A 26,516-nucleotide genomic window follows, 5' to 3' on the forward strand; every position below is an offset into this window, starting at 1 on the left:
ACGCAAGCCGAACGAAAAAAACTTTCGCGCTTGCATCCGTAGGGTAATCCGCGCTGTCTTTGGGGCAGGGATTGATGGAGGACCGAACGCGTGACCGCAGTATTAGAGGACAGTCGCGACCAGCACATTGACCCTGTGGAGGGCCGCGTCGCAACAGCCCTTGGGGTATGTGCGGCGGGTGACCCGGCAGGGATCGACCAGATCATGGCCGAAGAGGGAGGACGTCTTCTGGGCGTCGCCCGCCGGATGCTGGGACGGGGCGCTCTGGCCGAGGAAGCGGTACAGGACGCCATGGTTCAGGTGTGGCGCAAGGCCGCAGCGTTTCGCGGTGATGGAGGATCGGCGCGTGGCTGGGTCTATGCTATCCTGCGGAACCGTTGCCTGAATATTTTGCGCGATGAACGCCGGTTGAGTACGCTGAGCCATACCGACCTTTCCACGCTTCAGGATGCGCGCCAGCATGTTGCTGAAACAGAAGCATGGGAATTGCTGCCCGGTTCAAGCCGCCTACGCGAATGTCTGGCAGAACTGGATGCACGCAGCCGTCATGCGATCCTGCTGGCCTATGCTGCCGGATACAGTCAGGGCGAGGTTGCTGCCTTTCAGGGTGTGCCGCTTGGAACGGCCAAGGCATGGATACGACGGGGACTGGTTTCATTGCGGGGATGTCTGACATGACCCAAGATCGACTGGATACTGTGGGCGAATATGTTCTGGGCCTGATGGACGCTGCCGAGCAGACGGCGTTCGAAGCCGAGATGGCGCGCGATGAGAAACTGCGTGGCCGTATGAACGATTTTCGCGATCACATGCTGGCGCTGGATCTGAGTGTACCGGCTGAACCCTTGCCGGGCGATCTGACCGATCGGATCCGGCGCGCCGTGTTGGAAGATACGCCCCCTCCAATTCCCACACCATTTGCAGCGAACCTGCCGCATGCGCCGATACGATGGAAAACAGCCGCGGCGATTTTCCTGACAGCCGGGCTGAGCCTTGGGGCGGGGCTTGGCGTGGGCAGGACCCTTTCAACGCAGGATCCGCAGGTTGTGGCGGTTCTGCTGGATGCACAGGGCGTACCGCAAGCGGTGGTAGAAGGATTTGGAAATGACACTGCCGAGGTGCGGTTCGTGGCCCCTGTGGATGTGCCCGAAGGTCATGTGATGCAGGTGTGGACGCTACCTTCTGCAGAACGCGGCCCGGTATCGCTGGGTCTATTGGCGGATGCAGCAGCAGGCCGTTTGCAGGGGCCGGAACTGCCGCCCCCCGCCGATCAGCAGTTGTATGAAATCACGCTGGAACCACAGGGCGGCTCCCCCACAGGGCGGCCAACCGGACCCATTCTGGGCAAAGGGCTGGCCGCGCTGCAGCGGAGCTGAGGGACCCTGCTTAGTTCAGCTTGCCGATGGTGAAGAACAGCGTTTCACCGGAACTGTCATCGACACCGTCGTTGTCCGTCACGATCCACGCATCCCCTTCGGGGGTAATGGCAAGGCTTTCGACCTTATCCACAACGTATCCATTTGTGCGGCCCAGGTCCGAGATCAGATCGTGAACTATTTCCTTGGGCATCACTGGCAGCTTTTCCGTCAACGGTGCGGGCTGCATATCGGCCAGGCTCACACGCGTGATGACCTTCAGCTTGGCAGCTTCATCAATCAGATTGTCGCGTTCCAACACGTAGGCATTTCCGTTGTGGATGGTGATTTCCGACAATCCGACCCATCCCTGATCTGTCGTTTCCAGCGGATAGGAGACACCTCCAAGCCAGTCTTCGGCATCGGTGTCATAGGCCAGCAGCTTTACATGACCTTCGGCATCATCTGCCCATTCGCGCTGCACGGCAACCCACAGGGTATCACCATCGCGCCCCACACCTTCCAGCCCCGAGCGTGTGGCTCCGGCAACGATAGATGGGGGCAGGCCAACCTCTTCCATGATTACGCCGTCTGCATTCACGTGATACAAGGCGTTTGGGATCAGCTTTGCCGCATCTCCTTCGGACGCGAGCCAGAAACCACCTTTGCCATCCGTGGTGATCCCTTCAAGATCCAGCTTGTGCGCGGCGGCACCGTCGCGGCTTACGACCGTTTTGCCGATGATGCGGGCTGGCATTTCCGTGGCGTCGATCGTGAAGATGGCAGGTTCGGCATAATAAGCACTATCGGAGACGGCATAAAAGCGGCCTGCAACATTCTCATCCGCAACCATCCCGGACAAAGCCCCCCAGCCGATCAACGGATCCGAACCTTCTGAGGTCAGCATGGGATAGGTTGCCGGCCCGTCGCCTGCCTGAAACACCATCACATGCGCACGTGCGCCACCGTCCTCACCCAGATCAGCCTCATTCGCCGTAACCATAAGGTTGCGCGATGGAATGGCTACGGCCCCTTCGGGGCTGATCCCCGAGGGAAGCATCTGCGTCAGAACCGGGGCAGCCGGATCGGTCACATCATAGACCCCGACCACCGAGCCGCGTTCCGACACCACAAAGACGTAGGGCGTGCCATCGAAGGTACCGATCTCGATCGTTTCCGGCTCCGAACCCTTGGCATCGGACCGTTTGTCCGGGTAATGCCCGATCATCGCGACGGCATGCTCGAAGCTGTTGCCGGAATCGTAAACAACACCTCCGTTACGATCAAAGATCGTCCAACCGCGTGAGCCGCCCTTCCAGTCACCCTCGTTTGCCGTGACGATGTAATCATTGCCAAGCCACTGTACCCCGTCAGGCTCACGCGGCAGATCCCGGGCATCATCTGTAAAATGCAGGGCACCGTCATCCTGCGTGTCGACGGCGGTCAGGCTGACAGTGCCAGCGCTGAAATGGCCCGAAACCGCGCCCTGATCGTCGATGACGACAATATGGTTGTTTTCCTGAAGCGTTACGACAATCTCACCCGCCTCGTTCACGTCGACATATTCCGGCTCGGGATCCTCGGGTGCAATATCTGCAAGGCCGCTCATCTCGATCCGCTGCATATCGGCGCAATCGATAGCGCCATTGTTTATCGGCAGCTTGACCACAAAACCTGCGGGCATCTGTGGCAGGCCACCGTCCCCGAGATCCTCGTCCCGCTGATTTTCGATGGCGATTGCAAGGAAGCTGCCGTCGGGCGCCTTGGCAACGGAATCCGGCTGCCCGCCCAGATCGCAGCTTTCGAGGACCTCCTCGGAATCAAGGTCGAGCATCCGCAATGCACCTGATGGAGCGGTAAAATTCCCGTCTGTAGTATCAACCCCCACGAATACACGTTTACCGATAATGACGGCCGTTGTCGGCTCCCCCTCCATCGCCACATTTCCCAGCGGAGCGGGGGCAGCCGGATCGGTGATATCTACGAACCCGAGTACACCGTGGGGGCTATCGGAATACACAAGCGTCATGCCATCATCGGAAACCGATATGATTTCCGCGGAAGAGGCTACGGTCCGATCCTCCCCCTCGGCCATGTTTTCGGTCGTGGCGAAGGAAGCAATGCGATTGAACGTCGTATCGGCAAATGCGGGAAATGCTGTTGCCAATGCCAGGACGGAGGTGAGTGCGATTTTGTTCATCTGTGATCCCCATGCGTTGGCGCGGGTCTGGCACCGGATCATGACAGGGGCGTAATATTGCGGTGACAATTATACGACGCGCCAAACTGTCGCCTTGACGTGGCGCAGGGGATCGGGCCCAAGAGTGTCATGGAAAAAATTGCCCTTCCCGAACGCTCCGATTGGCCCGAAACGGCCAAAGCCCATGGCTTCACCTTTGCCGATATGCATGGCGAACCCTATTGGGACGAAACCTCGGCCTATGCCCTCACACTGGCCGAGATAGAAGGTGGCATTGAGGACCCTGCGACGGAACTGCACGGAATGGTCCGCGAAGCCGTCGCGGCGATTGTGGGCTCCGAAGAGCGGATGAAACGCATGGCCATCCCGCGTGCCCGCTGGGATCTGGTAGCCCAAAGCTGGCGAAATGAGGAGCCGGAGATCTATGGCCGGATGGATCTGGTCTATGATGGCAACGGCCCGGCAAAGCTGCTGGAGTATAATGCCGATACGCCGACCTCGCTGTATGAAACGGCCTCCCTTCAATGGGAATGGCTGGAACAACAAGTCGAGCGGGGCGTGTTGCAGGAAGGGGATGACCAGTTCAACCGCGTGCATGAGGCATTGGTCGAGCGCTTTGCCGAAGTGTTTGCCCCTGCCACCGATATCCATTTTGCCGCAGTTGAAGGGAACGCCGAGGATTATGCCACTGTCGAGGCGATGGCATGGGCCGCGCGCGAGGCGGGGATGGGCGCGCATTATACCGATCTGGAAAAGATCGGTCTGACCGACGAAGGCCAGTTTGCCGATGCCGAAGACCGCGTGATCGGGACATTGTTCAAACTGTATCCATGGGAAGATATATTTTCTGATGACTTCGGCGCGGCTATCGCGCCCTCAGGATGCCGGTTCATTGAACCGGCATGGAAGGCATTGGTATCCAACAAGGCAATCCTGCCCGTATTATGGGATATGTTCGAAGGGCACCCGAACCTTCTGCCGGCGTTCTTTCTGGATGATATCGGTGCCGCAATGCGCGAAGGAACGGGCGGCAGTGCGCTGTTCGACCGGTCGCGGGATATCCTGTCTGAAGGGCATGTGGTGAAGCCTGTGTTTTCCCGCGAAGGGGCCGGCGTCGATATCCTGACCGGCGGCAAGCCCTTGGAACGTTCGGATGATCGTGCCTATGACGATCATCCGAAGATCGTGCAGGCCTATGCCCCCCTGCCCCTGTTCGACGGGTTCCACCCCATCATGGGTGCATGGGTGGTCGGGCACACCTGCGTGGGCCTCGGGATCCGCGAGGACAGGTCGCGAATTACGCAGAACCTGTCACGGTTCAAGCCACACATCATTCGTGGCTGAGGGGGAAGCTGCTTTCATTCCGGCCCCCGCCGCCCTATAAATACGACTATCTTAATCGAGGTGACCCTCATGCGGAAACGCTCTTGCACTGTGGCCCTGACACTGATGGGGACTGCATTCATCCTTGCCGGATGTAAGGAAGAAACCACGGACGCCGCGGCTTTTCCCGATGTTGCCTCTTGCCGGGCCGAAGCAGAGCGCGGCAACCTGAACTTTACTGCTGCGGATTGTGACAATGCCTTCGCCACGGCGCAGGCGGATTATGCCGAGACAGCTCCCCGTTACGATGCACTGGCCGTGTGCGAGGAAGAGCATGGGGCAGGCAACTGCACGCAAGCTGCGCAATCAGGGGGCGGGTTTTCATTCATGCCGCTTCTGGCCGGATTCATGATCGGACAGATGCTGGGTGGCCGGGGTGGGTTCATGAGCCAGCCGTTGGTCAAGACCCCTAACGGTCGCTTCTCCACCCCGGGTGGCACATCCGTTGCAACCAACAGTGGAACGGGCAAGATGAATGCCCAAGCGTTCCAGAAGGCCCCCACCACAGCAGGGCGCCCTGCCATGAGCAGGGCCGATGTCGCATCCCGCGGCGGGTTCGGATCCAGCTCTGCGGCGCGGTCCAGCTACGGCGGTTAATGCCCGCCGCCCGCCGGCTTCTGCCCCGCCGCAGGCTTGGGTTTCCGCATGAGAACGGCGCTTAGCGCCAGACCGCCAAACAGAACCGCCAGCAGAAAGAAGACGTCGATAAACGACATGACCGTAGCCTGCTGACTGACCCTGGCCGCCATTTGCATCGTAGCCGCCGCCGGATCAACAATACCATTGGCCGCAAGAGATTGGCTAAGCAGGTCCATCTGGCGCAACGCTTCGGGGTTGGACCACGTTACGGATTCCGCCAGTCGCTCGTAGTGCAGGACATTCCTGTTCGTCAGCACGGTATTGATCAACGCCAGCCCCACAGCACCGCCAAGGTTACGCATCAGGTTGTAGAGGCCGGACGCCCCTTTCATTTTTTCTCGCGGCATTGTCCCTAGCGCGAGATTGTTGATGGGCACCATGCAGAGCATCAGCGACACACCGCGCAGCACCTGCGGAGGCAGCAGTTCCCAGAAATCCCAATCGGCCGTCATCCCTGTCAGCATCCAGGTAGACCCTGCAAAGCCGATAAACCCGATCAGAAGCATGAACCGTGGATCGACACGCCCGGACAACGCACCTGCAACGGGGGCTGTGGCAAACATCGCCAAGCCCGAAACGAACACCGTTTTGCCGATCATCAGACTATCGTAATCGCGGACTTCTGACAGATAGAGCGGGTAAAGATACGTCAGCCCGTAAAGTCCGATGCCGAGGACGAAGCTGAAAATCGACCCAAGCGCGAAATTTCCATTGAGAAAGGCCGTCAGATCGACAATCGGTTCATTCCGCGTCAATGCCCTCCAGAAGGTGATAAGCGCACCGACCACCATCACCACGGTAAGGGCGGCCACTGCTTCGTCCTCCAGCCAGTCATTGGTCGGGCCTTCCTCGAGGATATATTGCAGCCCCCCTAGGAATGCCGCCAGTGCGAGCAACCCCCACCAATCGAACAGGCGCATCAATTTCCAGTTCGGCTTGTCAAAGTCGATAAGGAAATAGGCCCCGACCGTAACGCAGATACCGGGGATCACGTTGACGAGAAACAACCAGTGCCATGAAAACGTATGGCTCAGATAGCCGCCGACCGTTGGCCCGATGGTGGGCGCCAGCGTTGCGACCAATCCGATCATTGCCGAGATCATGCCACGGCGCGATGGAGGGAAGATGGTAAAGGCTGCCGCGAAGACCGAGGGGATCATTCCACCCCCAAGGAAACCCTGCACTGCGCGCCACAGGATCATCTGGTCGATGGAACTGGCGGTGGCGCACATGAAGCTGGCCATCGTGAAACCGGCCGCGGCCAGCGCGAAGAGGTAGCGGGTGGACATGACCCGCGCCAGAAACCCAGACAACGGGATCATGATCACCTCGGCAATCAGATAGGAAGTCTGGACCCAGCTGATTTCATCCGGGCTTGCCGCAAGCCCTGCCTGGATATCGGGCAGTGAGGCCGAAACGATCTGGATGTCCAGAATGGCCATGAACATGCCGAACACCATCACCAGAAAGGCGATGACGCGGCGTGTCGTAAGGGGCTGATCCTCATCGCTCATGACGGGTCGGGGGCGGTACGGCTGTCAACGGAAACGACGGCGGATAGACCTGCGCGCAGTTGGTCCATTGCCTGCGCATCATCGGGGATGGAAATGCGGACGGGCACGCGCTGTACCACCTTGGTAAAATTGCCGGTCGCGTTTTCGGCGGGCAGCAACGAAAAAACCGCGCCGGTCGCGGGGGCGATGGATACCACATGGCCCTCGAATTCATGATCGGGAATTGCGTCGAATGTGATATGGACCGTCGCGCCCACCACGACACCGGGCATCTGTGTTTCCTTAAAATTGGCCTCGATATACAGCCCGTTCGCGGGAACGACGGCGGCCAAACGTGTGCCCGCAGTCACAAGATCGCCCACTTCGGTTGCGGAATTGGCAAGCGTGCCATCCATCGGAGCACGCAGAACCGTCATGTCCAGATCGCGTTGCGCCTGATCGACAGCAAGTTCCAATTGGCGACGCTGGCCTTCGGATTCGGCGCGTTGGCCCTGAATGACGGCAACCTGGGCATTGGCGCTGGTGACCGCAGCCTCGGCCCGGGCAAGATTGGCTGCGGCAGTCGCCTCACCCTCGTTCGCGGTATCCAGTTGCGCTTGGGTCGCGACATTGTTCGCCGCAAGATTGCGTGTCCGTTCTGCATTGGTGCGCGCGGTTGTCGCCTGCGCTTCGGCAGAAGTGCGATCAGCCTCGGCCTGCCGGATGGCCGCGCGGGCCGCGTCAATTTGTGCATCGATACGTGCAAGGGTGGCGTCGGCCGTTTCGAACCGGCTTTGGGCCGTATCAAGTGCGATACGGTAATCTCCGTCATCAATACGCACGATGACATCGCCCGCCTTTACCGCCTGGTTATCATCAAAGGGAATGTCCTGGACATATCCTTGGACGCGGCTGGAAATCAGAGCAACATCACCCTGGACATAGGCATCATCCGTTTCAACCATGAACCGGCCTTCGGTGATATATTTATATCCGAAATAACCGCCCAACAGGATTGCGAGCCCGATGATGATTGTGAGGATAAGGCGCTTCTTAGTGCCTTTGCCTTCGGGTGTTCCCTGAGACGTTTGTTCGGCCATGACAGAATCCTTCCGGTGCGGACCCGGTGGTCCGTTCATCCGGCAATTAGGTGAGTGCGACGGACACATCAAGGCTTTATCGAACCACCCGGTTCGATTATATCATAACCATGAGTGATAAGACGCCCCCCTCGCCCCGCCGCCATCCGGCAGGGGCCAATCCGCAGAAGCGCGCGCAGATCCTTGCGGGTGCCGAGACCGTTTTTCTAGAGAAGGGGTTTGAACAGGCAAGCGTGGCCGCGATCGCAGCAGCCGCCGGCGTGTCGAAGGGCACAATCTACGTATATTTCAGTGATAAAGAGGAAATGTTCCGCACACTTATCCAGGAGCGGCGCAGCAAAATGCTTGAAGGTAGCAGCAGCATTCTGCACAGTGATCGTCCGTTGCCGGAACGCATGGAATGGTATGGATGTCGCGTTGCGTCGGCTATCTGTTCAGACGCCTCGCTGCGCGCACAACACATCGTGATAGGTGCGATGGAAAGGAATCCGGCTTTCGGGCCAAGCTTTCTGGATACGGTCACAGCGCCGACCCTTCGGGAGATAGGGGAGATGCTGTCGCGGGCCGTGGATGAAGGAGAAATGTCTGTCCCGGATATCCCGCTTGCCGCCGCGCAATTTCTGGAGTTGTTGACCGCAGGTATCTGGCGACGCCGGTTGTTCGGGGCGCGCCTAAATCCCCCGACCGATGACGAGATACGCAGCACTGTGCAATCTGCGGTCACAATGATGCTGGCGGCCTATCGTGCCTGCTGAGTGTATTGCAGACGACGGATCACGAAAGAAAAAACTTCGGATATGAGGAGGGCCAAGGCGGCTGTAAGTATTCCGCCCTGCAGGATGAAGGCGAGGTTGTTTGAGTTGAGGCCCGCGATGATGACCTCTCCCAAGCTTCGCGCAGCAACTGTTGATCCGATTGTTGCCGTCGAAAGTGCGATGATTGTAGCAATACGCCCTCCTTCAAGGATCAGCGGCAGGGCCAACGGCAATTCCACACGCCATAAACGCTGGCGAGGGGTCATACCCATGGCAGCAGCAGCTTCGCGGACTGACGGTGACAATGTAACAAAAGCTGCGAGCGTATTTTCAAAGATCGGCAACAGGCCGTAGAGAAACAGGGCAAGTAATGTTGGCCATAATCCGAATCCCAGAAGCGGCACCGTCAGCGCAAGCACTGCGACCGGCGGAAAAGTTTGCCCGAAATTGGTGAGGGCGCGGGAAAGGGGAAGGAACTCGGAGCCCGCTGGTCGGCTGACGAAGATTGCCAAGGAAACGGCGAGTATAGCCGATGGTATGATTGCCGCGACGACCAAGCCGAGATGGGCCAACGTCAGCATTAACAGGTTTGCACGATCATAAATGGGCGGCATCCCCTCTGCGACCAGCGGTTGAAGCACCGGTCTGAACATATCTGGCATCAACAGAAATGCGAGAACCACAATGCAAAGGCACGCGACCGAAATCCTCCGTATCATCTGACCGCCCCGCTGCGCGGTGGTCCAGCGACCCCGATAAGCGAGTGACGCCGGATACAATGGTCCGCCATACCGGCAACCGGAAGTGTGTCCTGCCCTGACCAGATCATTCGGGCCAAGGCTTCGGACAAAGTGGCATCCGCAGGAATTGGAGGGCCATCGGCTGGCCCGTCTTCTACGAAATCCGCAACTGAGAATAGCGAAAGGTAACGGAATGGTCGGTCAGCCACTGCCACGAGTCCGCTTACAAATGAATTGGCTGGACGCGCGAGAATATCTGCGGGGGTGCCATATTGCTCGATCCTGCCAGCTCGCATCACCGCTATATGGTCTGCAAGAAAAATTGCCTCGGCCATATCATGGGTTATCAGCAGCACTGTGGTACCAAGCCGGACCTGCAATGCCTTGAGGTCGGATTGAGCCTGCGCACGAATGGCGGGATCTAGGGCGCCAAAGGGTTCATCCATCAGCAACAGTTCAGGCTCGGCGGCAAGCGCACGCGCCACCCCGACCCTTTGCGCCTGCCCGCCTGACAGCTGATGCGGATAACGTGCGCCTATGACCGCCGGATCAAGCTGCAATAGCGTCATCAGCTCCTGTACCCGCTGTTTCACCCGGGCCTTTGGCCAGCCGAGCAAATCAGGAACTGTCGCGATATTGCGCGCAGCAGTCCAATGCGGAAACAGCCCATGGTCCTGAATGGCGTAACCGATACGGCGGCGCAAATCATGTGAAGGGATTTTCCGCGTATCCCGTCCATTGATTTCCACATGCCCCGAGGTGGGCGTGACCAACCCGTTGACCAGGCGAAGAAGTGTTGATTTCCCCGAACCGGAGGCGCCGACGATGACGGTCACCGTACCGGTCGGGATCGTCAGCGTGACATCGTCCACCGCGCGGACCGTGTCATAGTGTTTGGAGAGACCGATCAGTTCAATCATCTGATCCTCTTTTTGACAGGTCGATAAGCGCGCCAAAGATCGTTGAGGCGGCAAAGGCCAGGGCTACGGTAGGTAAGGCCCCAAGAAGGATCAGATCGGGCGCGGTTTGCCCAAGGCCCTGAAATACGAAGCTGCCGAAGCCCCCTGCCCCGATAAGGGCACAGACAGTAGCAAGACCGATGTTCTGTACCAGAACGATCCGCGCACCGGTCAGGATTACCGGCATTGCCAGTGGCAGCTCTATCTTCCACAGGCGACCCCAGCGGGAGAAGCCGGTGCCATCGGCCGCTTCGATGACATGCGAAGAAACTGTATCCAGCCCCGCGGCCGTATTTCCGACCACGGGCAAGAGGGCGTATAGAAATAGTGCGATCATGGCCGGGGCCGTTCCAATTCCGCTGATCCCGAGAGCTTTGGCGAAATCGACATTCTGTGCCAACCAGCCGAGGGGCAGGATCAGCATTCCAAACAGCGCAATTGATGGGATGGTCTGTATCATCGTCAGCAGGTCGATAACGGGAGCGCGGAGGTTCCGTATCCGATGACAGGCTATACCCAGCGGTATTCCCGCCAGTAGCGCAGCAACGAATGATCCGAATGCCAGTACGAGATGGCGCTGTCCCTCTGTCCAGAACAGCGTGCTACGGTTGCCATATTCCTGCATGATCGAAATGCGGTCCCATGCGCCACCTATCATCAGAAGCGATGTCAGGAGTATGGCACAGGACAGTAGTCCGAGGCGCAGCATCGGACCAGGGCGGAGACGGGTCAGTGCGTCCAGCAGCAACAGCGCAAACCCCGCCGTCGTAATCCAGGCCCCTACGGCCGGAGACACCCGGGCAAATGAGGCCGCATTAGACGAGAGTTGCACTGCCCCCTGCCCCACGCTTATCAGAACCGCAATCAAACCCGCCATGCTCAGGACGGTTCGGATCAAAGGGTGACGTATGAAGATCAGCCCAATCGGGACAAGCAGGATCAGAAACGGGGGCCAGAACCCGAATACATCAGCAGTACTGAACGGTTGGGGCGGTGCAATCCGGTTTGCCCGGAGCCCTAGTAATGGCAGCCACATGCCCACCCCGATTGGAACCGCCAGGACCACGCTGAGGCGATCCAGCATTCTCACCCCTCAACAAACCCGTTTTCGGTCAGGTAGTCATGCGCCACCGTCGCGGCCGGAACGCCTTCGACCTGAACACGCCCGTTCAGGGTCTGCAGTGTCTCCAGCGTTAGTGATTGAAACACGGGAGCAAGGATATCTGCAATCTCTGGATGTTCGGTCAGGACATCCGCCCGTATGATAGGAGTCGGCTGGTATACCGGTTGAACAGCTTTATCATCCTCCAGCACGCTGAGGCCGGCGAATGGAATGGCGCCGTCGGTTCCATATACCATGGCCGCATTCACCCCGCTGGTTCCGTTTGCAGCAGCCTGAATCGTGGCAGCCGTATCCCCGCCCGAGAGAACCACCATCTGTGATGGGGAGAGAGTGAAGCCATAGGCGTCTTGGAATGCAGGTAAGGCAGATGCGGAATTTACAAATTCTGAAGACGCCGCCAGTTTGACCTCACCGCCATGTGCCAGCCATTCGGCAAAGTCACTGAGGGTAATTATGGCATTCGGCCCGGCAATATCACCATGCAATGCGATACCCCAGGTATTGTTCGCCGGAGCTGGCTGGAGCCATACAATGTTGTTGGCCTCAAGATCGAGATCCCGTGCCGCTGCATATGCTGTGGATGGATCCTTCCAATACTGCTCTGAAGATTTATTGAAGAAATATGCGGCATTTCCGGTATATTCCGGGTAAATATCTATCTCTCCGGCAGTGATTGCCTGCCTGACTACTGGTGTTGCCCCGAGCTGCAAACGATTTTCCGTATTGATACCGGCATTTTCCAGTACCTCGAGTATCATATTGCCAAGGACCCCGCCTTCGGTATCAATTTTTGACGAAACGACAACTTGGGCGGAAGCATGGGCGGCCCCCAGCATGAAGACAAAGCCTGCGGTATGAAGAAGGCGCATGTTCTGGTTTCCCTAATGATACACTCGGTACAGAAATATACCGCGTTCCACATTCGACCAGTATTATTGGCAGATGGGCTCAACCGGCGACTTCAATCCTCAAGCTGGTAATTTCCGGCGAAACCAGCCTGCTGAGGCTGAGCAATCGTAACGACAGATGTGTTTCAACATATGATGCATGGAAACGCGACGGTGCAAGTAGCCTCATCTCACCCGCCTCTAACACCATGGGCTGCAGTTGCCGGGCCCAAGTGGTGTAGAGAAGGGGCGAGTCTGCGGCTAAGGCCTGCAGCAAACGGTCCCATGGGGTGCTGCCCTCTGGAGCAGGAAAGGGAATAACATTGAGCGTCCCCGTGGGGACAGACGTTTCGGAGAGACGGTTTACGAGATCGCTTCCCACAGCAGGCCAATGGGCGCGTGTGTCTTCGAGTAACTTTGCAATACCCAGACTATATTCGCTCACCCTACCCCTGGCACCCTGTCTGCGAAGTACCAACCACCCTTTTTCACGCAGCTTCGCCATTTGGCGTTTGACAGTCCGTTCGTCTACAGACCACAGAGCAGCAATTTCCCGTTGTCCTGTTGAAAGGCGATCAGCGCGCCAATCATATCTTGCTGTGATAAGTACCATCAATCGCAGCGCAGTTTGTCGGTCGGTGGTTTCACCGGCAAGACCGGCAGCGCCGAGCGCGGTGAGGAGATCGTATTTTCTTGATGAAGCCCCCTGCCCCACAAGCCGTGCCATCGCCATGCCTTATGCCCACTCACTCTTAAAGCCTGCCGACATGACATCGGTAAGGCCGTTCCCTCGTTACGCCCAGAATCGTCTCGTCCCGGTTTGGAATAACTTACTTCACCCCGCCCTTTGATGACAACGCTTTTTCTGTGCCAAAATTTATTAGCGTTGGATCAAGCGGTTTTGTTGATAGCAAGCGGACATGTGTCATCAAAATCAATAAGTGAGGTAATATAGGTATAGGGGGACACCATGAGTGTCCCCCTATAGGACGGATACTGTCCCGCAGTTGCGCTAGTTATGTAAATGTTTGTCCTATATTCGGACCCATATGTCCCCGTGGGGACAGAATTTCCATATCAATGTATATATTCTTTGCGTTATTTCTGAAACACGCTTAAATCGGTACTTACCGTATTTTAGCGTTGGCAGGAGCACGAATGTTTACTCACGAAGATCTGGCGCGGCTGCAGGGGCAGTCATTGAAAATGCAGGGCTGGATCCGGCAGCAGACATACTCCCCGGATATGGAAAAAACCCTGCGGCGGTTTTCGAGTTGGGAGTTGGCAGAACTGATTTTGCGGGTGAACCAGTCAACGCTGCGAGGCCGCATGGCGACGGACCCTAGCCTGCCGCAGGGTCTGGTCGAAGAAGACGGGCGTCAGCGTTGGTACACCTTAGAGGAAATCAACGAAATCCGTCGTCGGTTAAAGATCAACAGGAAGTCGCTCCTGCCCCCTCGCCCGCAAGGCAAGCGGGCGATCCGTGCGGCAATTGCCAATTTCAAAGGGGGGGCAGGCAAATCGACCGTTGCGCTTCACTTTGCACATGCCGCTGCCTTGGATGGATACCGTGTATTGGCCGTCGATTTTGATCCGCAGGCAACCTTGTCCCATTCGATGGGTCTTTCGGATGTCGCGGAGGAGGTGACCGTCTGGGGTATCATGGCGCGCGATCTCATTCGCGAAACAGAGCGTATGAATAATGCCGCGCGCGGCGCGGAAAGTGGCGTGGCCCTGCCCGAGCGTAAATTGCCAAGCTCTATTACTGGCATGGGCCTGACCGAGTTGAGGACCAAGGACTTCATCAAGCCAACGTCTTGGCCAACGGTTGATGTGATCCCCTCTTGTGCGAATGCTGCATTTGTCGAGTTTGCAAGCGCCCAGTATCGTAACCTTAACCCAGAGTGGTCATTTTTTGCTGCGGTCTCGCGGTATCTCGATACCATCCCTGCCGATGATTATGACCTCGTCATCTTTGATTGCCCACCTGCCATTGGCTACCAGTCCATGAACGCCGTTTTTGCGGCGGACGTTCTCTATGTCCCGTCAGGCCCTGGCTATTGGGAGTATGATTCCACAACGTCATTTATCGGACAGCTAGCTGAGGCGTTGGCTGACCTGAGCCAATTCCAAGGGATTGTCCCCGCGGGGACAATGACTTTGCCAAAAACGTTTCTTGATTTGCGTTTCCTTCTCACACGGTTCGAACCCAACAACGATCTGCATCGCGCCATGCACCAGGCATTCCGCAAGGTATTCGAGGGCCGCGTGGCCGAGCATCCGATTGAGATGACCCGTGCGGTCGAGCAGTCGGGCCGTTTCCTCGCTTCAATCTATGAAACTGACTACCGAGAAATGACCCGCGAGACCTGGCGACGCGCACGAGCTTCGTTTGATCGTGCATATCTAGAGTTCCGCGATAATCTCGTCACCGCATGGGATAAACTGGAGGATGAAGCATGAAACGACGCACATTCGACATAGATTTCCCGGAACCGTCTGTCCCCGCGGGGACAGATGTGGCCAAGGATCGCGATGTGCGACGGGGCCCCATGGCAACTGCCATTACCGAAAACGCAGATGCACTGCGCGAGCGGCAGGTCGCGGAAGCGAAAATCCGGGCAGAAAACGACCGTTTGGCGCATGAATTGGTGCGCCTCAAAAAGCTTGGCCTTATAACAGATCTGATATCACTAGACCTTATCCATGCGGAAAAACTGACCAGAGATCGCGCAGTCGAGCGTGACCCGGACTTGGATGAACTCAAGAATTCAATTCTTGCTGTTGGCCTGTCGAACCCAATTCGGGTGGAGGCTGATGGAAAGGGTGGATACGAACTCGTCCAAGGGTTCCGGCGATTGGCGGCTTATCGCGAGTTGTACGAGGATACTGGCGAAGATCGGTTCGCAACGATCCCGGCAGGACTCATCACTGCGGGTGAGACATTGGAATCTCTGTATCGGCGGATGGTTGATGAAAACCTTGTTCGCCGGGATATCAGTTTTTCGGAAATGGCAGTTTTAGCAAAAAACTACGTGACTGATGTTGGCACTGCGGCGACGTCGCTGGATCAGGCGATTGCAACATTGTTCCAGTCGGCGGGGCGGCAGAAAAGGATCTACATCCGGAACTTCGCAACGTTGCTTGATCGCATAGGAATGCACCTGTCGTTTCCGCACGCTATGCCGCGGGCCTTGGGCCTGGATGTTCTAAAGCGGATGGAGCGTGAGCCTGGTGCTGCAAATATGCTCGCACGTCTTTTGACGCAGAATGTCGAAAAGACGGAAGCAGATGAATTGCGCATTCTTCGGGATTTTGCCGCCGGGGCAGGGAAAGCGGCACCCGCCCGTACGCCGCGGGGTCCGGGAAACCCGGGTGCAAAAACTACGCTACGCGTCGCACGAGGTGAGGATGTAGCACGGTGCGTCGCAACGCATGGCCGCGTCGAACTGAGGATGGAACGCGATTTCAGTGTGATTGACCGACACCGGCTGGAGCAAGCAATCGAGGCGTTCCTCGAAGCACTCGATGAAAGATCCTGAATAAATGTCGGGCGCCGAACCGATTAACGTCGCTATTCCGTGGAGGAAATGAATGCCTATTGACCCTATGAAGCTTGATCGCTTGGCTGAGGTTGCAGTGAAGGTCGGCCTTAATCTGCAGCCGGGGCAGGATCTGCTTTTGACCGCCCCAATTGCGGCGCTGCCATTAGTGCGTCGGATTGCGGTACACGCCTATAAAGCAGGGGCCGGAAATGTAACGCCGTTATTTTCGGACGAGGAAATGATGCTTGCGCGTTATGAACACGCGTCAGATGCCAGCTTTGATAAAGCTCCTTCTTGGCTGTTCGACGGCATGGCTCAGGCATTCGATGCCAACACGGCCCGGCTTGCTGTATCGGGGGACAACCCCATGCTTTTGGCAAATGAAGATGCAGAAAAAGTAGCGCGTGCAAACCGGTCACAGTCTCAGGCATATAAGCCAGCATTGGAAAAAATTGCGGGCTTTGATATCAACTGGAACATCGTCAGCTACCCAAATGCATCTTGGGCGAAACACATGTTCCCTGAGTTGCCAGAGCATGAAGCGGTCACGCGGCTTGCCGATGCCATCTTTGCGGCATCACGTGTAGATCAGCCCGATCCCGTTGGCGCATGGGCCGAGCACAATTCGACGCTTCAAGCCCGATGTGATTGGCTAAATAGCCATAATTTCAGGGAGTTGCACTATACGGGGCCGGGCACAGACCTTACTGTCGGTTTGGCCGATGGCCATCTTTGGCAGGGCGGGGCATCGGTAGCCAAAAACGGTATTACCTGCAACCCCAACATCCCGACTGAAGAGGTTTTCACGACCCCACATGCTCATCGCGTGTCCGGCACCGTCGCGGCAACCAAGCCTCTTGCGCACCAAGGAACGCTGATTGAAGGCATTCAGGTGACCTTTGAGAACGGCCGGGCCATCAGCGCAACGGCAACAAAGGGCGAAGCCGTTCTGCAACGTATGATCGCCACAGATGAGGGGGCTGCCCGTTTGGGTGAAGTGGCTTTGGTAGCCCACAGTTCACCCATTTCAAAATCTGGATTGTTGTTCTTTAATACGCTCTACGATGAAAATGCGGCATCCCATATTGCCTTCGGTCAATGCTACGCGAAGTGTTTTCGTGAAAACCTTAGCCCTGATGAAATTGCGGGGCGGGGCGGAAATAGCAGCTTGATCCATGTGGACTGGATGATTGGATCAGATCAAATCGATATTGATGGAATTACACATAGTGGCGAACGTGTTGCCGTAATGCGTAAGGGCGAATGGGCCTAGAGCTGACTTATCACGTCTGCCCGTAGCCTGCGGGCAGACATAACATTGACCGAAGTCGACCGGTAGGTCTGTCCCGTCAACTGTACGAGGCGATCATCCCACCTGAACGGCCGGGACACCGGATGATGGAAATATGGCATCCGCGTGGCGTGGTGGGTGTTATATCCGCATTCAGCTTTCCAGTGGTCGTATGGGCATGGAATACTACTTGGCATTGGTATGCGGCAATGCCGTTGTATGGATGCCTTTAGAAAAACGCGGCTGACGGCATTGGCATAGCTCGCTGTGTTGGAATGTGCGCTTCGTGCCGCAGCGGCTGTGGGGGGTGGTTCATGGCGGCGGTCGATACGAAACCGATGCTAATATGGCCTATTACGTCCGTCTTGCGCTGGTAGATATGCCGGGTGTGATCGGGCCGGTACAAGAGGAAACTGTTGTGCCGATCCTCTATGTCATGGGGGGGCGGATTTTGATGACGTCATCGCCCTGCACAATGATTTTGGTGCACGGCTCTTGTCTTCCATCTTCACAACAGATCTACGCGAAATGGAGATGTTCCTGTCGGAGGCAGGGTCCGACTGCGGCATAGCCAACGTAAATATTGGCACATCGGGCGCGGAAATCGTCAGTGCCTTTGGCGGTGAAAAGGAAACCGGCNGGGGAGGGGAAGTGGCTCCGATGCGTGGCGAAGCTACATACGCAGGGCAACGAACAAGATAAACTATTCCCGTGAACTTCTCTTGGCACAGGGTGTTGTGTTCGATATCTGATTCAGCTCCGCCTTCGGGCACTATCCATATTACGCCGGGGGCGGACCATATGAAGTTGCTACTGATCGAAACGGGGGGCACCATAGTGATGGCGCCCGGTCCCGATGGTCTGGCACCCGTAGCCGGTTTGCTGGATCGGGCCATTGCGCACCGCACGCAAGGCATTGATCTGCGCCGTGTTACATTCGATCCGCTGGTGGATAGCGCGGAAATGGGCCCTGCCGAATGGAACGATATTCTGGATGCCATAACCGCCGCACCCGATCGTGTTGCGCTTGTCACCCATGGCACCGATACGATGCCGTTCACGGCGGCTGCAATCGCTCAGGCGCTGGCGGGGACGGGGCATCGCGTCATTCTATGTGGGTCCATGCATCCGCTAGGGCAGGGGGGGGATGCCGAAGGTAATCTGGATCTGGCGCTGAATGCCGCCGCCCAGACCGAGCCCGGTGTATATCTAGCATTTGCGGGTAGGCTTTGGCCTGCAGCGGGGTTGGTCAAACGGCATAGCAGTGCCAATGAGGCGTTTGCGTCGGTAGAACAGGACCCGCTATCCCGGCCGATACGGGCCCGTTTCGATGCGCGGCGTCTGGCCATTCTCACCCTGACCCCGGGGATCCCGGCCGCTGCATTGCGCGCTGCATTGTCGGAGCTGGACGGAGCTGTATTGCGTGTGTTCGGAGCAGGCGGCGCGATGTCGGACCCTGCCATTCATCAAGCGCTGGAAGAAGCAGTCTCGGCAGGCAAACCAATACGGGCTGTCAGCATGTGCGAAGGGGGCGGTATCGCGCCGGGCACTTATGCATCGGGGGCTGCCTTATGGAAATGCGGGGTGACCTCGGGGGGTAAGGAAACACCCGAGGCCGCCTTGATGCATCTGTGGCTATGCACATGAGGAACCGGGCAGCCCGGTCCCTCATGCATATCATGGAAACATCGGGCTGGGTGTTCCCGAAAGGCATTTGACCGCATAGGGGTAATCGGCGGTCACATAGTAGCCGTACTGACCATCGATCGTCATCCCGTTGCAGGCATCCAGATCGCCCGATCCTTCGGCATAACGATAATCGCCGATAAACTGGCCATTATAATCGTCGGTCAATACGTTGCCGGTTTTATAGGGCGTCTCATACCCCTCCACATCTTGGCGTTTGCCTTCACGCAGCACATAGCTGCTTTTGGCAGCGCGGACCGTGCCGTCGGCATCGGTAAAGCAAGGGCCGTACAGCGGAAAACCGTCGCTTGCGAAACCGATAACCGGTGACACACCATTCGCCTTGCAGTCCAGGCTTTTTTCCAGATCCACCGTCGGTGTATAAAGAACCCGCGGGGTCGAGTGGTAATGGTAGACGCCTGTTGCCTGAACATGCGCGTAATGCGTATCGAACCGGAAGCTCGAATTCAGCGGCGATCCGACGTTGTAGCGCCATGGATGGTTGATCACACTTGGGCCACCACCGCAGCCGATCATTTCCCGGCCGGCAGGTTGCTGGCCCTCACCAAAGCACGCGGCGGGATAGGCTTCCCACATCACACCGTTCAACATCACGGCTGTTGCCCCGAGCCCGAGGCTGCTTGGTTCGTCCGCGATTTCGGGGTGCCGTGTCACGGTCAGCGTTTCGTCATAAACGCCCATTTGGTTTGGCCAATGAACCCCTTCACCCGCATCATGACTGGGGATCTGGTTGACGTGCATCGTGCATGTATCGGCGTCGGCTTCGATATCAAACTTTCCGTCGAATTTGTTGCCCGTCGATACATCCGTCATACTGGAGGTATAATTGCCGACGTAGGCCCCGCAATCCGGTGCACGGCTATGCAGTACGGCATCGGTGATGTCGGTTGTGGTGCCATCCTGCGCGAATGCGGCCATTGGCAAAAGCGTGGCGCCAATCATGGCAATGGCAGAGGGTCGAAACATGATAAACTCCTGATGGTTGGTTCAATCAAATCTGGAAGTACGAGGATTGGTCATGCGGCGCAGGATGTTATCCCGGCGAACAAACTGGTGATAAAGGGCGGCACTGATATGCAGGGCAATCAGGACCCAAACCACACGAGCGCCGCCCGTTTTGTGGATGAAGTCCATCACACTTTCAAAACTTTCCCATGTAATGCCGAACCACCCCTCCACGATTGTCGTGAAAATCCAGGTTTCACGGAACGGGGGCAGGTCGAACAGGAAGAACAGTCGTGCCGAGCCGCCCGTACCCAGATATCCGGTCAGCGGAATAACGATCATCACAGCATAAAGGATCAGGTGAACCGTGCTTGCGGCCAGATGCTCCAATCGTGATCCCTTGGGCGGAGACGGCTGTCGATCGACCAGTTTCCAGATGATCCGCAGTGCCACAAATACGATCACCGAAACGCCAATCGCCATGTGCGTGGAAATCAGGGTGCGGCCCAGATCACTTCTCGGCGCTAAAAACCATTCGCGGCCGAAGATCAGCGCATAATTCGCAATAAAGGCGAAGGCGACGATCCAGTGCAGCGTGATCGCGATTAGCCCGTATCCGTGTTCGGTGTTCCTGAACATTCCTGCCCCCTCTATCCGGCCTGTTGTGTAGCCAGTCTGGCATGAATTTCGCTTAGGGTATCAATTTCCTGCTGTTCGGATGCATTGATGCCGTCTGCCAGCAGGTTTTGCTGCTCTCGGGGGTCGGTAGCCAGGTCATAAAGTTCGGTCGTTCCATCCGGCAATACGACCAGTTTCCGATCTCCCTGACGCACGATCCAGCCGTACACGTCAGCCCGCCTTGGTGGGTCATCGGAAAACTGCTCGGAATAAATGTAGGTACGTCCGGATTGGCCCCCATGCAGGACAGGCAGAAAGCTGATGCTGTCGGCCACATCTGTTTTGGCGCCAGTGATCTCGGCCACGGTGGCAAAAATATCCGTGGTATTCACAAGGGCGGACGTGCGCCCGGGCTGTACATCCTTACCCCAGATGATCAGCGGAACATGGATACCGCCTTCGTAGATGCTGCCCTTGGCGCCGTGTCGGCCATAGATATTGCGGGCCACCTGCGCAGGTGTTCCGTTGTCGCCAACAAAGATGAAAACAGTATTGTCCCGCGTTTCTGCGTCCATCGACGCCAGCATCCGTCCGATCTCGGTATCCAGCGCCTGTAGCATCGCATTGTAATAGGGAAGCGGATTTGCATCGATCGCCTTATGGTCATCCGTCAGATCATGAAAGCTGTGAAGATTTTCGGGCGGCAGATGAAACGGCGCATGCGGGGCGTTATACGCAAGCCACAGGAACCACGGTTTATCCTGTGCACCGGTCCATTGAATTGCGCGATCCGTGAACTCGGTGGTGGCATAGGTGTCGACCTTTACCTCATGCTCATCCTCTATCGCGGTCCAGTGGAAATAGTCGGGCACACCGCCACGGAATATGCCGAAATAATCAGGCACGCCCAATTGACGTGGGTGGTCATAGCCCATGCCAGCGCCGGCAAGATGCCATTTTCCGATCAGGTTCGCACTATAGCCTGTCCCCGCCAGCGCATCGAACAAGCTGGGCGTGTCCGGGTCCAGCCCGTTATCTCCCCTTATCGCCACAACCCCGCCAACACCTGTTTTAATGCCATATTGCCCCGTCAACATCGTGGCGCGTGTCGGTGAACAGACAGGTGCTGAATAGGCGTTGTCAAAGACCATACCGCTTTGGCACATCGCCTCGATATTCGGCATCGGCGCCTGCTGGTCCCCTAGCGAATAGCAATTGGATGCATCGATCCCCATATCATCCGCAATGATCAGCATGACGTTGGGTGCGGCCATGGTTGCGGCGGGACACAGCCCTATTGCCAATGCGGTTGCGGTCAGGCTGGCTTTCATCTGGATTGTTCTCCGGGTCAATAAATCGGCAAAGATCATGATCGTTTTTCCATATCGGCGGCTGCACGCCATCTGCCATGCAGATGTAACAGCGTCCCTATGGCCACGGCTGCTGCCAGAACCACGCCGAAAAACTGGCCAAGGATATTTGCAAGCTGTTCAAGCTGGGTTGCGAATACATATCCAAGACCAACGTAGGCAAAGGTCCAGATGGCGGCTCCGGGTATGGCGGTGAACGAAAAGCGACCCCACGCCAGTCCGCCGGCCCCGCATAGATAACTGACATACGGACAAATCGGGCTCAGGATAGTATGGCTCAGCAGCACCGCAACCGTGCCGCGTTGCTGCAGCAGTTCCTCACCACGGCCCATCGCGTTTGCCATACGGGACGATCGCCCCATAAAGGCCATGAGGCGCGGCCCTGCTGTGCGGGCAAGGGCATAGGCAAGCTGGTCGCCCATCACAAAAGCCATGAACGCTGTCATGAAGACCGCAATCAACGACAGATCATCGGAAGCCGCAAAGCTGCCTGCCGTCAAGACAAGGATCGACGCCGGTACAGGAACCGCCAGACACGCCAGTGAAACGACGGCGAAAATCAGGGTCAACCCGTACTCTGGGACCAGCGCAAGGATCGTTTCGGTCATGGCTGGCCCTCGCGATAGATTGCGGCGCGTTCGCGAATGGCTGCCGTCAACTCCTCCATTGATATGCCAAGATCCTGCGCCACCTGCCGCAAATGGCGGCGGTCATCCGCACCGGGTTCAAGATGCAGAAAATCGAAAACAAGCGGTCTTGGCAGATCATAGGTCATGACGATGAACTTCGGCGTCATCCAGCCTTTCAGATCCACATCGACATTGCGCGGATCATTGAAATAGATCAGATCCTTCAGGAAATGCGTTCCGAACCACAGCGCCAGAATGGTCGTGGCCACAAAAACGACCAACGGTAACCAGTTCTCTCGGCCAAAACGTATCACGGCGGATGATCGGCGTTTCATGAACCCTCAATGTTTCGTATTATCCTGTGATCGGCAGCCTATCACGCGATGAGTTATATCCCATACGGTTATCAATTGGGTTTCCGTCGCGGATATGAGCCGTTCTTTCAAAATGATCTTTAGGGCATGTGAAATGCTGAACGGCGGTGTTTTCACCACCTTACGCCGGATTATCGGGGCAAAACCCTATAACCACCCGTTATGACAAAATCGTTGATGGCTTTTATTCCATTGTCTCACCATAGCGTGATCGCTTAGAAGGGAACAAAATTCAAGGGGAGTGAACCTTCATGGCGATCCGTTTCAAACCGCTGGTTGCAGTGGCTGTTGCCGCAGCAGTCCTGACCACCGGCGCAATTGCTCAGAACATGTCGTTTTTCCGTATCGGTACAGGCGGTACTGCGGGTACCTATTACCCGATCGGTGGCCTGATCGCGAATGCACTGTCCAATCCCCCCGGTTCGCGCGCCTGCGAAGACGGCGGCTCCTGCGGTGTACCCGGCCTGATCGCCACGGCTGTTGCGTCGAACGGATCGGTTGGCAATATCAACGCCATCAAATCCGGCGCCATGGAAAGCGGCTTCACCCAAGCAGACGTTGCCACATGGGCGCAAACCGGTACGGGCATGTGGGAAGGCCAACCCGCAGTTGAAGAGCTGCGCATGATCGCCAACCTCTACCCAGAGAGCCTTCATCTTGTCGCAAGTGCTGAATCCGGCATCCAATCCGTGGCAGATCTGGCCGGCAAACGCGTCTCGATGGATGAGCCTGGCTCAGGCACGCTCGTTGACGCGCGGATCATTCTGGCCGGCTATGGCCTGTCGGAATCCGATGTCAAAGCGGAATACCTGAAGCCCGATCAGGCGTCGGACCGGATGCGCGACGGCGCTATGGATGCGTTCTTCTTCGTTGGCGGCTTCCCGGCCGGTGCAATTGCCGAACTGGCCAGCCAGGAAGATATCCGCCTAATCCCGATCGATGGTGAAGGTGCGGATGCGATCCGTGCCGAATATCCCTTCTTCTCGGCCAATACCGTTCCCGCCGGCACATACGAAGGTCAGGACACTGATGTCACCACGCTTTCGGTTGGCGCACAGATGGTCACCAGCTCCAAACAACCTGAAGAGCTGATCTACAACGTGACAAAGGCGATGTGGAACGACAACACCCGCAAGATGTTCGATGCCGGCCATTCCAAAGGCAAGCAGATCGTTCTGGAAAATGCAACGGCAGGTGTAGGCATCCCGTTCCACCCGGGCGCTGAGCGTTTCTACCGCGAAGTCGGTATCCTGCAATAATATTGACGACATAGATTTCTGTTACGGGGCAGCTTCGCGCGGCCCCGTTTTTTATGACCATGGGAGATTGTCATGCCCCCTGATACCGCAACACAAACACGCGCGTTAAGTGCGGAAGAGCTTAAGGAACTGGAAGAAAAGTTCGACCCCGAACTCCGTTTCCGGAATCTGGGGCAGGCGCTGACGATCCTGTCGGGACTGCTCCTTTTCCTGCTGTCCTGTTACCATTTCTATACTGCCGGTTTCGGCCTGCCGCGTACGGCGACCCATCGCGGCATCCACATGGCGACAACGCTGTTTCTCGTGTTTGTCAGCTTCTCCGCATTCGGGCGCCGAGATACGAAGCCGGGTATTCTAGCCCCCTTCGGTTTGCCTCTGGCTGATTGGATTTTGGGGATCGCCGGTGCTGTCGCGGCCCTTTATGTGCCATGGATCTACGAACAGCTGGCATTCCGCGTAGGCAATCCCACCACCCTTGATCTGGTTATGGGCACGACGTTGATCGTGACGCTGCTGGAGGGGGTTCGCCGTTCCATGGGGTGGCCGCTGCCCGTTATCGCGATCCTGTTCATGGCCTATGCCTATTTCGGGCAGTCCATGCCGGGGATTCTGGTGCATCCAGGCGCAAGCTGGCCGGTCATCGTCAACCATCTGTATCTGACATCACAAGGCATCTACGGCACCGCGCTCGGCGTGATTGCTACTTACGTGTTTCACTTCGTCCTGTTCGGGGTGCTGGCCACGCGGATCGGTTTGGGCCAATTGTTCATTGATGTGGCCTCGGCCCTGACCGGACGCTTTGCGGGCGGTCCGGCCAAGGTGTCAGTCGTCTCGTCTGCCTTGCTCGGCTCTATCTCCGGTTCTTCAATCGCCAATACGGTGACCACGGGCGCGTTGACCATCCCTGCCATGGTCCGTGTGGGATACCAGCGCCACTTCGCGGCAGCGGTCGAGGCGGCTTCCTCCACCGGCGGCCAGATCACCCCGCCGGTTATGGGGGCTGTTGCCTTCCTGATGATCGACTATCTGGGCCTGCCGCTGACAACGATCCTTCTGGCTGCGATCGTACCCGCATTCATGCATTTCTTCGGTGTGCTGCTTCAGGTGCATCTGGAGGCTCGCCGTCTTGGACTGCGTGGCCTGACGAAAGAGGAGTTGCCGAATGCCATGAAGGTCATCCGTGAAGGCTGGCTGTCGGTCGTGCCTCTCCTCCTGCTTATTGCCATGCTGATGAGCGGTCGGACGCCTTTCCTCGCGGCTTTCTGGGCAATCGTCTCCTGTATTGCCGTGCTGGTCATCCAGTCGGTCATGAAACACGGCCTTCTGGATGGCCTGAAGGATGCAGCGGTCGGTGTTTTCGAAGGTTTCGTCATGGGCGCAAAGCAATCGCTTTCGGTCACGGCGGCGGCGGCATTGGTCGGTATCGTAATCGGTGTGGTCACACTGACGGGCGTAGGTTTCAAGATCGCCTATATGGTGACGGGCCTTGCAACGGGCTGGGCGACGGACGTCTCGTCCATGCTGTCGGTTCTCCCGTTCGAGGTTATGAGCGTTGCATCGCTGACGCTGCTGTTCACGCTGATCATGACAGCAATCGTCTGCATCCTGATGGGCTGCGGCATTCCGACAACAGCCAATTATATCATCATGGTTGCTGTAGCTGCACCAATTCTCGGCCTGCTGGGGGTAGAACCTATCGTTGCCCACTTCTTCGTATTCTATTACGGGGTTCTGGCAGATGTGACACCGCCTGTGGCATTGGCTGCCTATGCCGCTTCGGGTATTGCGGGGGCAAATGCGTTCAAGGCTGGCAATACGGCGTTCCGTCTTTCGATGGGCAAGGCGCTTGTGCCTTTCGTATTTGTCTTTTCCCCTGCATTGCTGCTGGTCACGCCCGAATTCACCGTGCCCGCATTCATTCTGGCAGCCGGTGGGGCGATGCTTGGCATCTTCGCGTTGTCGGCAGCTATCTCAAACTGGATGCTGGCCCCGCTTTATGCGTGGGAACGTGCACTACTTGTCATTGCAGCGCTGCTGCTGATCGCGCCTGCGTTGGTTCCGACGATCATCGGGTGCGCAATTCTGGCCATACCCTTCCTGCGTCAGGTTGCGGCACGCCGCCGGCCTGCCACAGCATGATACGA

The 26,516-nt window shown here is 57.2% G+C and carries 24 protein-coding genes and 1 pseudogene; 12 read left to right on the top strand and 13 right to left on the bottom strand.

What is annotated here, in order from left to right:
* The first annotated feature begins 90 nt into the window (after window positions 1-90).
* Both TR36_RS10340 and TR36_RS10345 read left to right on the top strand, forming a co-directional pair.
* The gene (locus TR36_RS10340; RefSeq protein ID WP_237763559.1) at window positions 91-678 is read left to right on the top strand and encodes a sigma-70 family RNA polymerase sigma factor; all 588 of its coding nucleotides are present in this window, start codon (window positions 91-93) and stop codon (window positions 676-678) included.
* On the top strand, window positions 675-1,376 hold the full coding sequence (locus TR36_RS10345) for an anti-sigma factor domain-containing protein (RefSeq protein WP_045392254.1): 702 nt from the start codon (window positions 675-677) through the stop codon (window positions 1,374-1,376). The genes TR36_RS10340 and TR36_RS10345 overlap by 4 nt, the downstream gene beginning before the upstream one ends.
* Before the next feature lie 10 nt (window positions 1,377-1,386).
* On the opposite strand, the gene TR36_RS10350 is transcribed toward TR36_RS10345, so the two are convergent.
* The gene (locus TR36_RS10350) at window positions 1,387-3,555 is read right to left on the bottom strand and encodes an esterase-like activity of phytase family protein (protein WP_045392251.1); all 2,169 of its coding nucleotides are present in this window, start codon (window positions 3,553-3,555) and stop codon (window positions 1,387-1,389) included.
* Between the two features lie 129 nt (window positions 3,556-3,684).
* Here TR36_RS10350 and TR36_RS10355 point away from each other — a divergent pair, with 129 nt between their 5' ends.
* Window positions 3,685-4,899 carry a glutathionylspermidine synthase family protein gene (locus TR36_RS10355; protein WP_045392248.1) on the top strand — a complete coding sequence of 405 codons (1,215 nt, stop codon included), beginning with the start codon at window positions 3,685-3,687 and terminating at the stop codon, window positions 4,897-4,899.
* Between the two features lie 69 nt (window positions 4,900-4,968).
* Window positions 4,969-5,535, top strand: a complete 567-nt coding sequence (locus TR36_RS10360; protein WP_045392245.1) for a DUF1190 domain-containing protein — start codon at window positions 4,969-4,971, stop codon at window positions 5,533-5,535.
* On the opposite strand, the gene TR36_RS10365 is transcribed toward TR36_RS10360, so the two are convergent.
* Window positions 5,532-7,091, bottom strand: coding sequence for a DHA2 family efflux MFS transporter permease subunit (locus tag TR36_RS10365; protein WP_062763180.1), 1,560 nt, complete (start codon window positions 7,089-7,091; stop codon window positions 5,532-5,534). The two genes, TR36_RS10360 and TR36_RS10365, sit on opposite strands and share 4 nt — an antisense overlap.
* On the bottom strand, window positions 7,088-8,170 hold the full coding sequence (locus TR36_RS10370; protein WP_045392242.1) for an HlyD family secretion protein: 1,083 nt from the start codon (window positions 8,168-8,170) through the stop codon (window positions 7,088-7,090). The genes TR36_RS10365 and TR36_RS10370 overlap by 4 nt, the downstream gene beginning before the upstream one ends.
* Before the next feature lie 110 nt (window positions 8,171-8,280).
* On the opposite strand from TR36_RS10370, the gene TR36_RS10375 reads away from it, so the two are divergent.
* Entirely contained in the window at window positions 8,281-8,925 is a 645-nt protein-coding gene (locus TR36_RS10375) for a TetR/AcrR family transcriptional regulator (RefSeq protein WP_045392238.1), read from the top strand.
* On the opposite strand, the gene TR36_RS10380 is transcribed toward TR36_RS10375, so the two are convergent.
* The 5 genes from TR36_RS10380 to TR36_RS10400 form a co-directional block, all read right to left on the bottom strand.
* Complete coding sequence (locus tag TR36_RS10380) at window positions 8,910-9,644, bottom strand: ABC transporter permease (protein WP_045392235.1); 735 nt, start codon at window positions 9,642-9,644, stop codon at window positions 8,910-8,912. The two genes, TR36_RS10375 and TR36_RS10380, sit on opposite strands and share 16 nt — an antisense overlap.
* Window positions 9,641-10,585, bottom strand: a complete 945-nt coding sequence (locus TR36_RS10385; RefSeq protein WP_045392232.1) for an ABC transporter ATP-binding protein — start codon at window positions 10,583-10,585, stop codon at window positions 9,641-9,643. Before TR36_RS10385 ends, TR36_RS10380 begins: the two co-directional genes overlap by 4 nt.
* The gene (locus TR36_RS10390) at window positions 10,578-11,501 is read right to left on the bottom strand and encodes an ABC transporter permease (RefSeq protein WP_237763560.1); all 924 of its coding nucleotides are present in this window, start codon (window positions 11,499-11,501) and stop codon (window positions 10,578-10,580) included. Before TR36_RS10390 ends, TR36_RS10385 begins: the two co-directional genes overlap by 8 nt.
* Before the next feature lie 209 nt (window positions 11,502-11,710).
* Entirely contained in the window at window positions 11,711-12,616 is a 906-nt protein-coding gene (locus TR36_RS10395) for an ABC transporter substrate-binding protein (RefSeq protein ID WP_045392226.1), read from the bottom strand.
* 79 nt (window positions 12,617-12,695) lie between these two features.
* The gene (locus TR36_RS10400) at window positions 12,696-13,361 is read right to left on the bottom strand and encodes a hypothetical protein (RefSeq protein ID WP_370553400.1); all 666 of its coding nucleotides are present in this window, start codon (window positions 13,359-13,361) and stop codon (window positions 12,696-12,698) included.
* 431 nt (window positions 13,362-13,792) lie between these two features.
* Here TR36_RS10400 and TR36_RS10405 point away from each other — a divergent pair, with 431 nt between their 5' ends.
* From TR36_RS10405 to TR36_RS10420, 5 genes and pseudogenes are all read left to right on the top strand, one after another.
* Window positions 13,793-15,097, top strand: a complete 1,305-nt coding sequence (locus TR36_RS10405) for an AAA family ATPase (protein ID WP_045392220.1) — start codon at window positions 13,793-13,795, stop codon at window positions 15,095-15,097.
* Entirely contained in the window at window positions 15,094-16,176 is a 1,083-nt protein-coding gene (locus TR36_RS10410; protein ID WP_045392217.1) for a ParB N-terminal domain-containing protein, read from the top strand. Before TR36_RS10405 ends, TR36_RS10410 begins: the two co-directional genes overlap by 4 nt.
* A gap of 52 nt (window positions 16,177-16,228) precedes the next feature.
* Complete coding sequence (locus tag TR36_RS10415; RefSeq protein WP_062763182.1) at window positions 16,229-17,452, top strand: aminopeptidase; 1,224 nt, start codon at window positions 16,229-16,231, stop codon at window positions 17,450-17,452.
* 62 nt (window positions 17,453-17,514) lie between these two features.
* A pseudogene (locus TR36_RS15930) lies at window positions 17,515-18,222 on the top strand (aldehyde dehydrogenase family protein); the annotation flags it as partial.
* Between the two features lie 49 nt (window positions 18,223-18,271).
* Complete coding sequence (locus TR36_RS10420) at window positions 18,272-19,117, top strand: asparaginase domain-containing protein (protein WP_082714925.1); 846 nt, start codon at window positions 18,272-18,274, stop codon at window positions 19,115-19,117.
* 30 nt (window positions 19,118-19,147) lie between these two features.
* On the opposite strand, the gene TR36_RS10425 is transcribed toward TR36_RS10420, so the two are convergent.
* From TR36_RS10425 to TR36_RS10445, 5 genes are read right to left on the bottom strand one after another with little or no spacing between them, the layout of a single operon-like run.
* Window positions 19,148-20,143, bottom strand: coding sequence for a YHYH protein (locus tag TR36_RS10425; RefSeq protein ID WP_062763184.1), 996 nt, complete (start codon window positions 20,141-20,143; stop codon window positions 19,148-19,150).
* 21 nt (window positions 20,144-20,164) lie between these two features.
* Window positions 20,165-20,761 (bottom strand): cytochrome b, encoded by a 597-nt coding sequence (locus TR36_RS10430; RefSeq protein WP_045392208.1) that lies wholly within the window; start codon window positions 20,759-20,761, stop codon window positions 20,165-20,167.
* A gap of 11 nt (window positions 20,762-20,772) precedes the next feature.
* On the bottom strand, window positions 20,773-22,071 hold the full coding sequence (locus TR36_RS10435; protein ID WP_192841345.1) for a sulfatase-like hydrolase/transferase: 1,299 nt from the start codon (window positions 22,069-22,071) through the stop codon (window positions 20,773-20,775).
* A 35-nt stretch (window positions 22,072-22,106) separates the two neighbouring features.
* The gene (locus TR36_RS10440) at window positions 22,107-22,718 is read right to left on the bottom strand and encodes a DedA family protein (protein WP_045392205.1); all 612 of its coding nucleotides are present in this window, start codon (window positions 22,716-22,718) and stop codon (window positions 22,107-22,109) included.
* Window positions 22,715-23,074, bottom strand: a complete 360-nt coding sequence (locus tag TR36_RS10445; RefSeq protein ID WP_062763186.1) for a hypothetical protein — start codon at window positions 23,072-23,074, stop codon at window positions 22,715-22,717. The genes TR36_RS10440 and TR36_RS10445 overlap by 4 nt, the downstream gene beginning before the upstream one ends.
* Window positions 23,075-23,364: 290 nt before the next feature.
* Here TR36_RS10445 and TR36_RS10450 point away from each other — a divergent pair, with 290 nt between their 5' ends.
* Both TR36_RS10450 and TR36_RS10455 read left to right on the top strand, forming a co-directional pair.
* A complete protein-coding gene (locus TR36_RS10450; RefSeq protein ID WP_045392199.1) occupies window positions 23,365-24,372 on the top strand; it encodes a TAXI family TRAP transporter solute-binding subunit in 1,008 nt (335 codons plus the stop codon).
* Between the two features lie 72 nt (window positions 24,373-24,444).
* Window positions 24,445-26,511, top strand: a complete 2,067-nt coding sequence (locus tag TR36_RS10455; RefSeq protein ID WP_062763188.1) for a TRAP transporter permease — start codon at window positions 24,445-24,447, stop codon at window positions 26,509-26,511.
* The last annotated feature ends 5 nt before the right edge of the window (window positions 26,512-26,516 follow it).

The organism is Falsirhodobacter sp. alg1, assembly GCF_000739715.2.
Taxonomy (GTDB): domain Bacteria; phylum Pseudomonadota; class Alphaproteobacteria; order Rhodobacterales; family Rhodobacteraceae; genus Falsirhodobacter.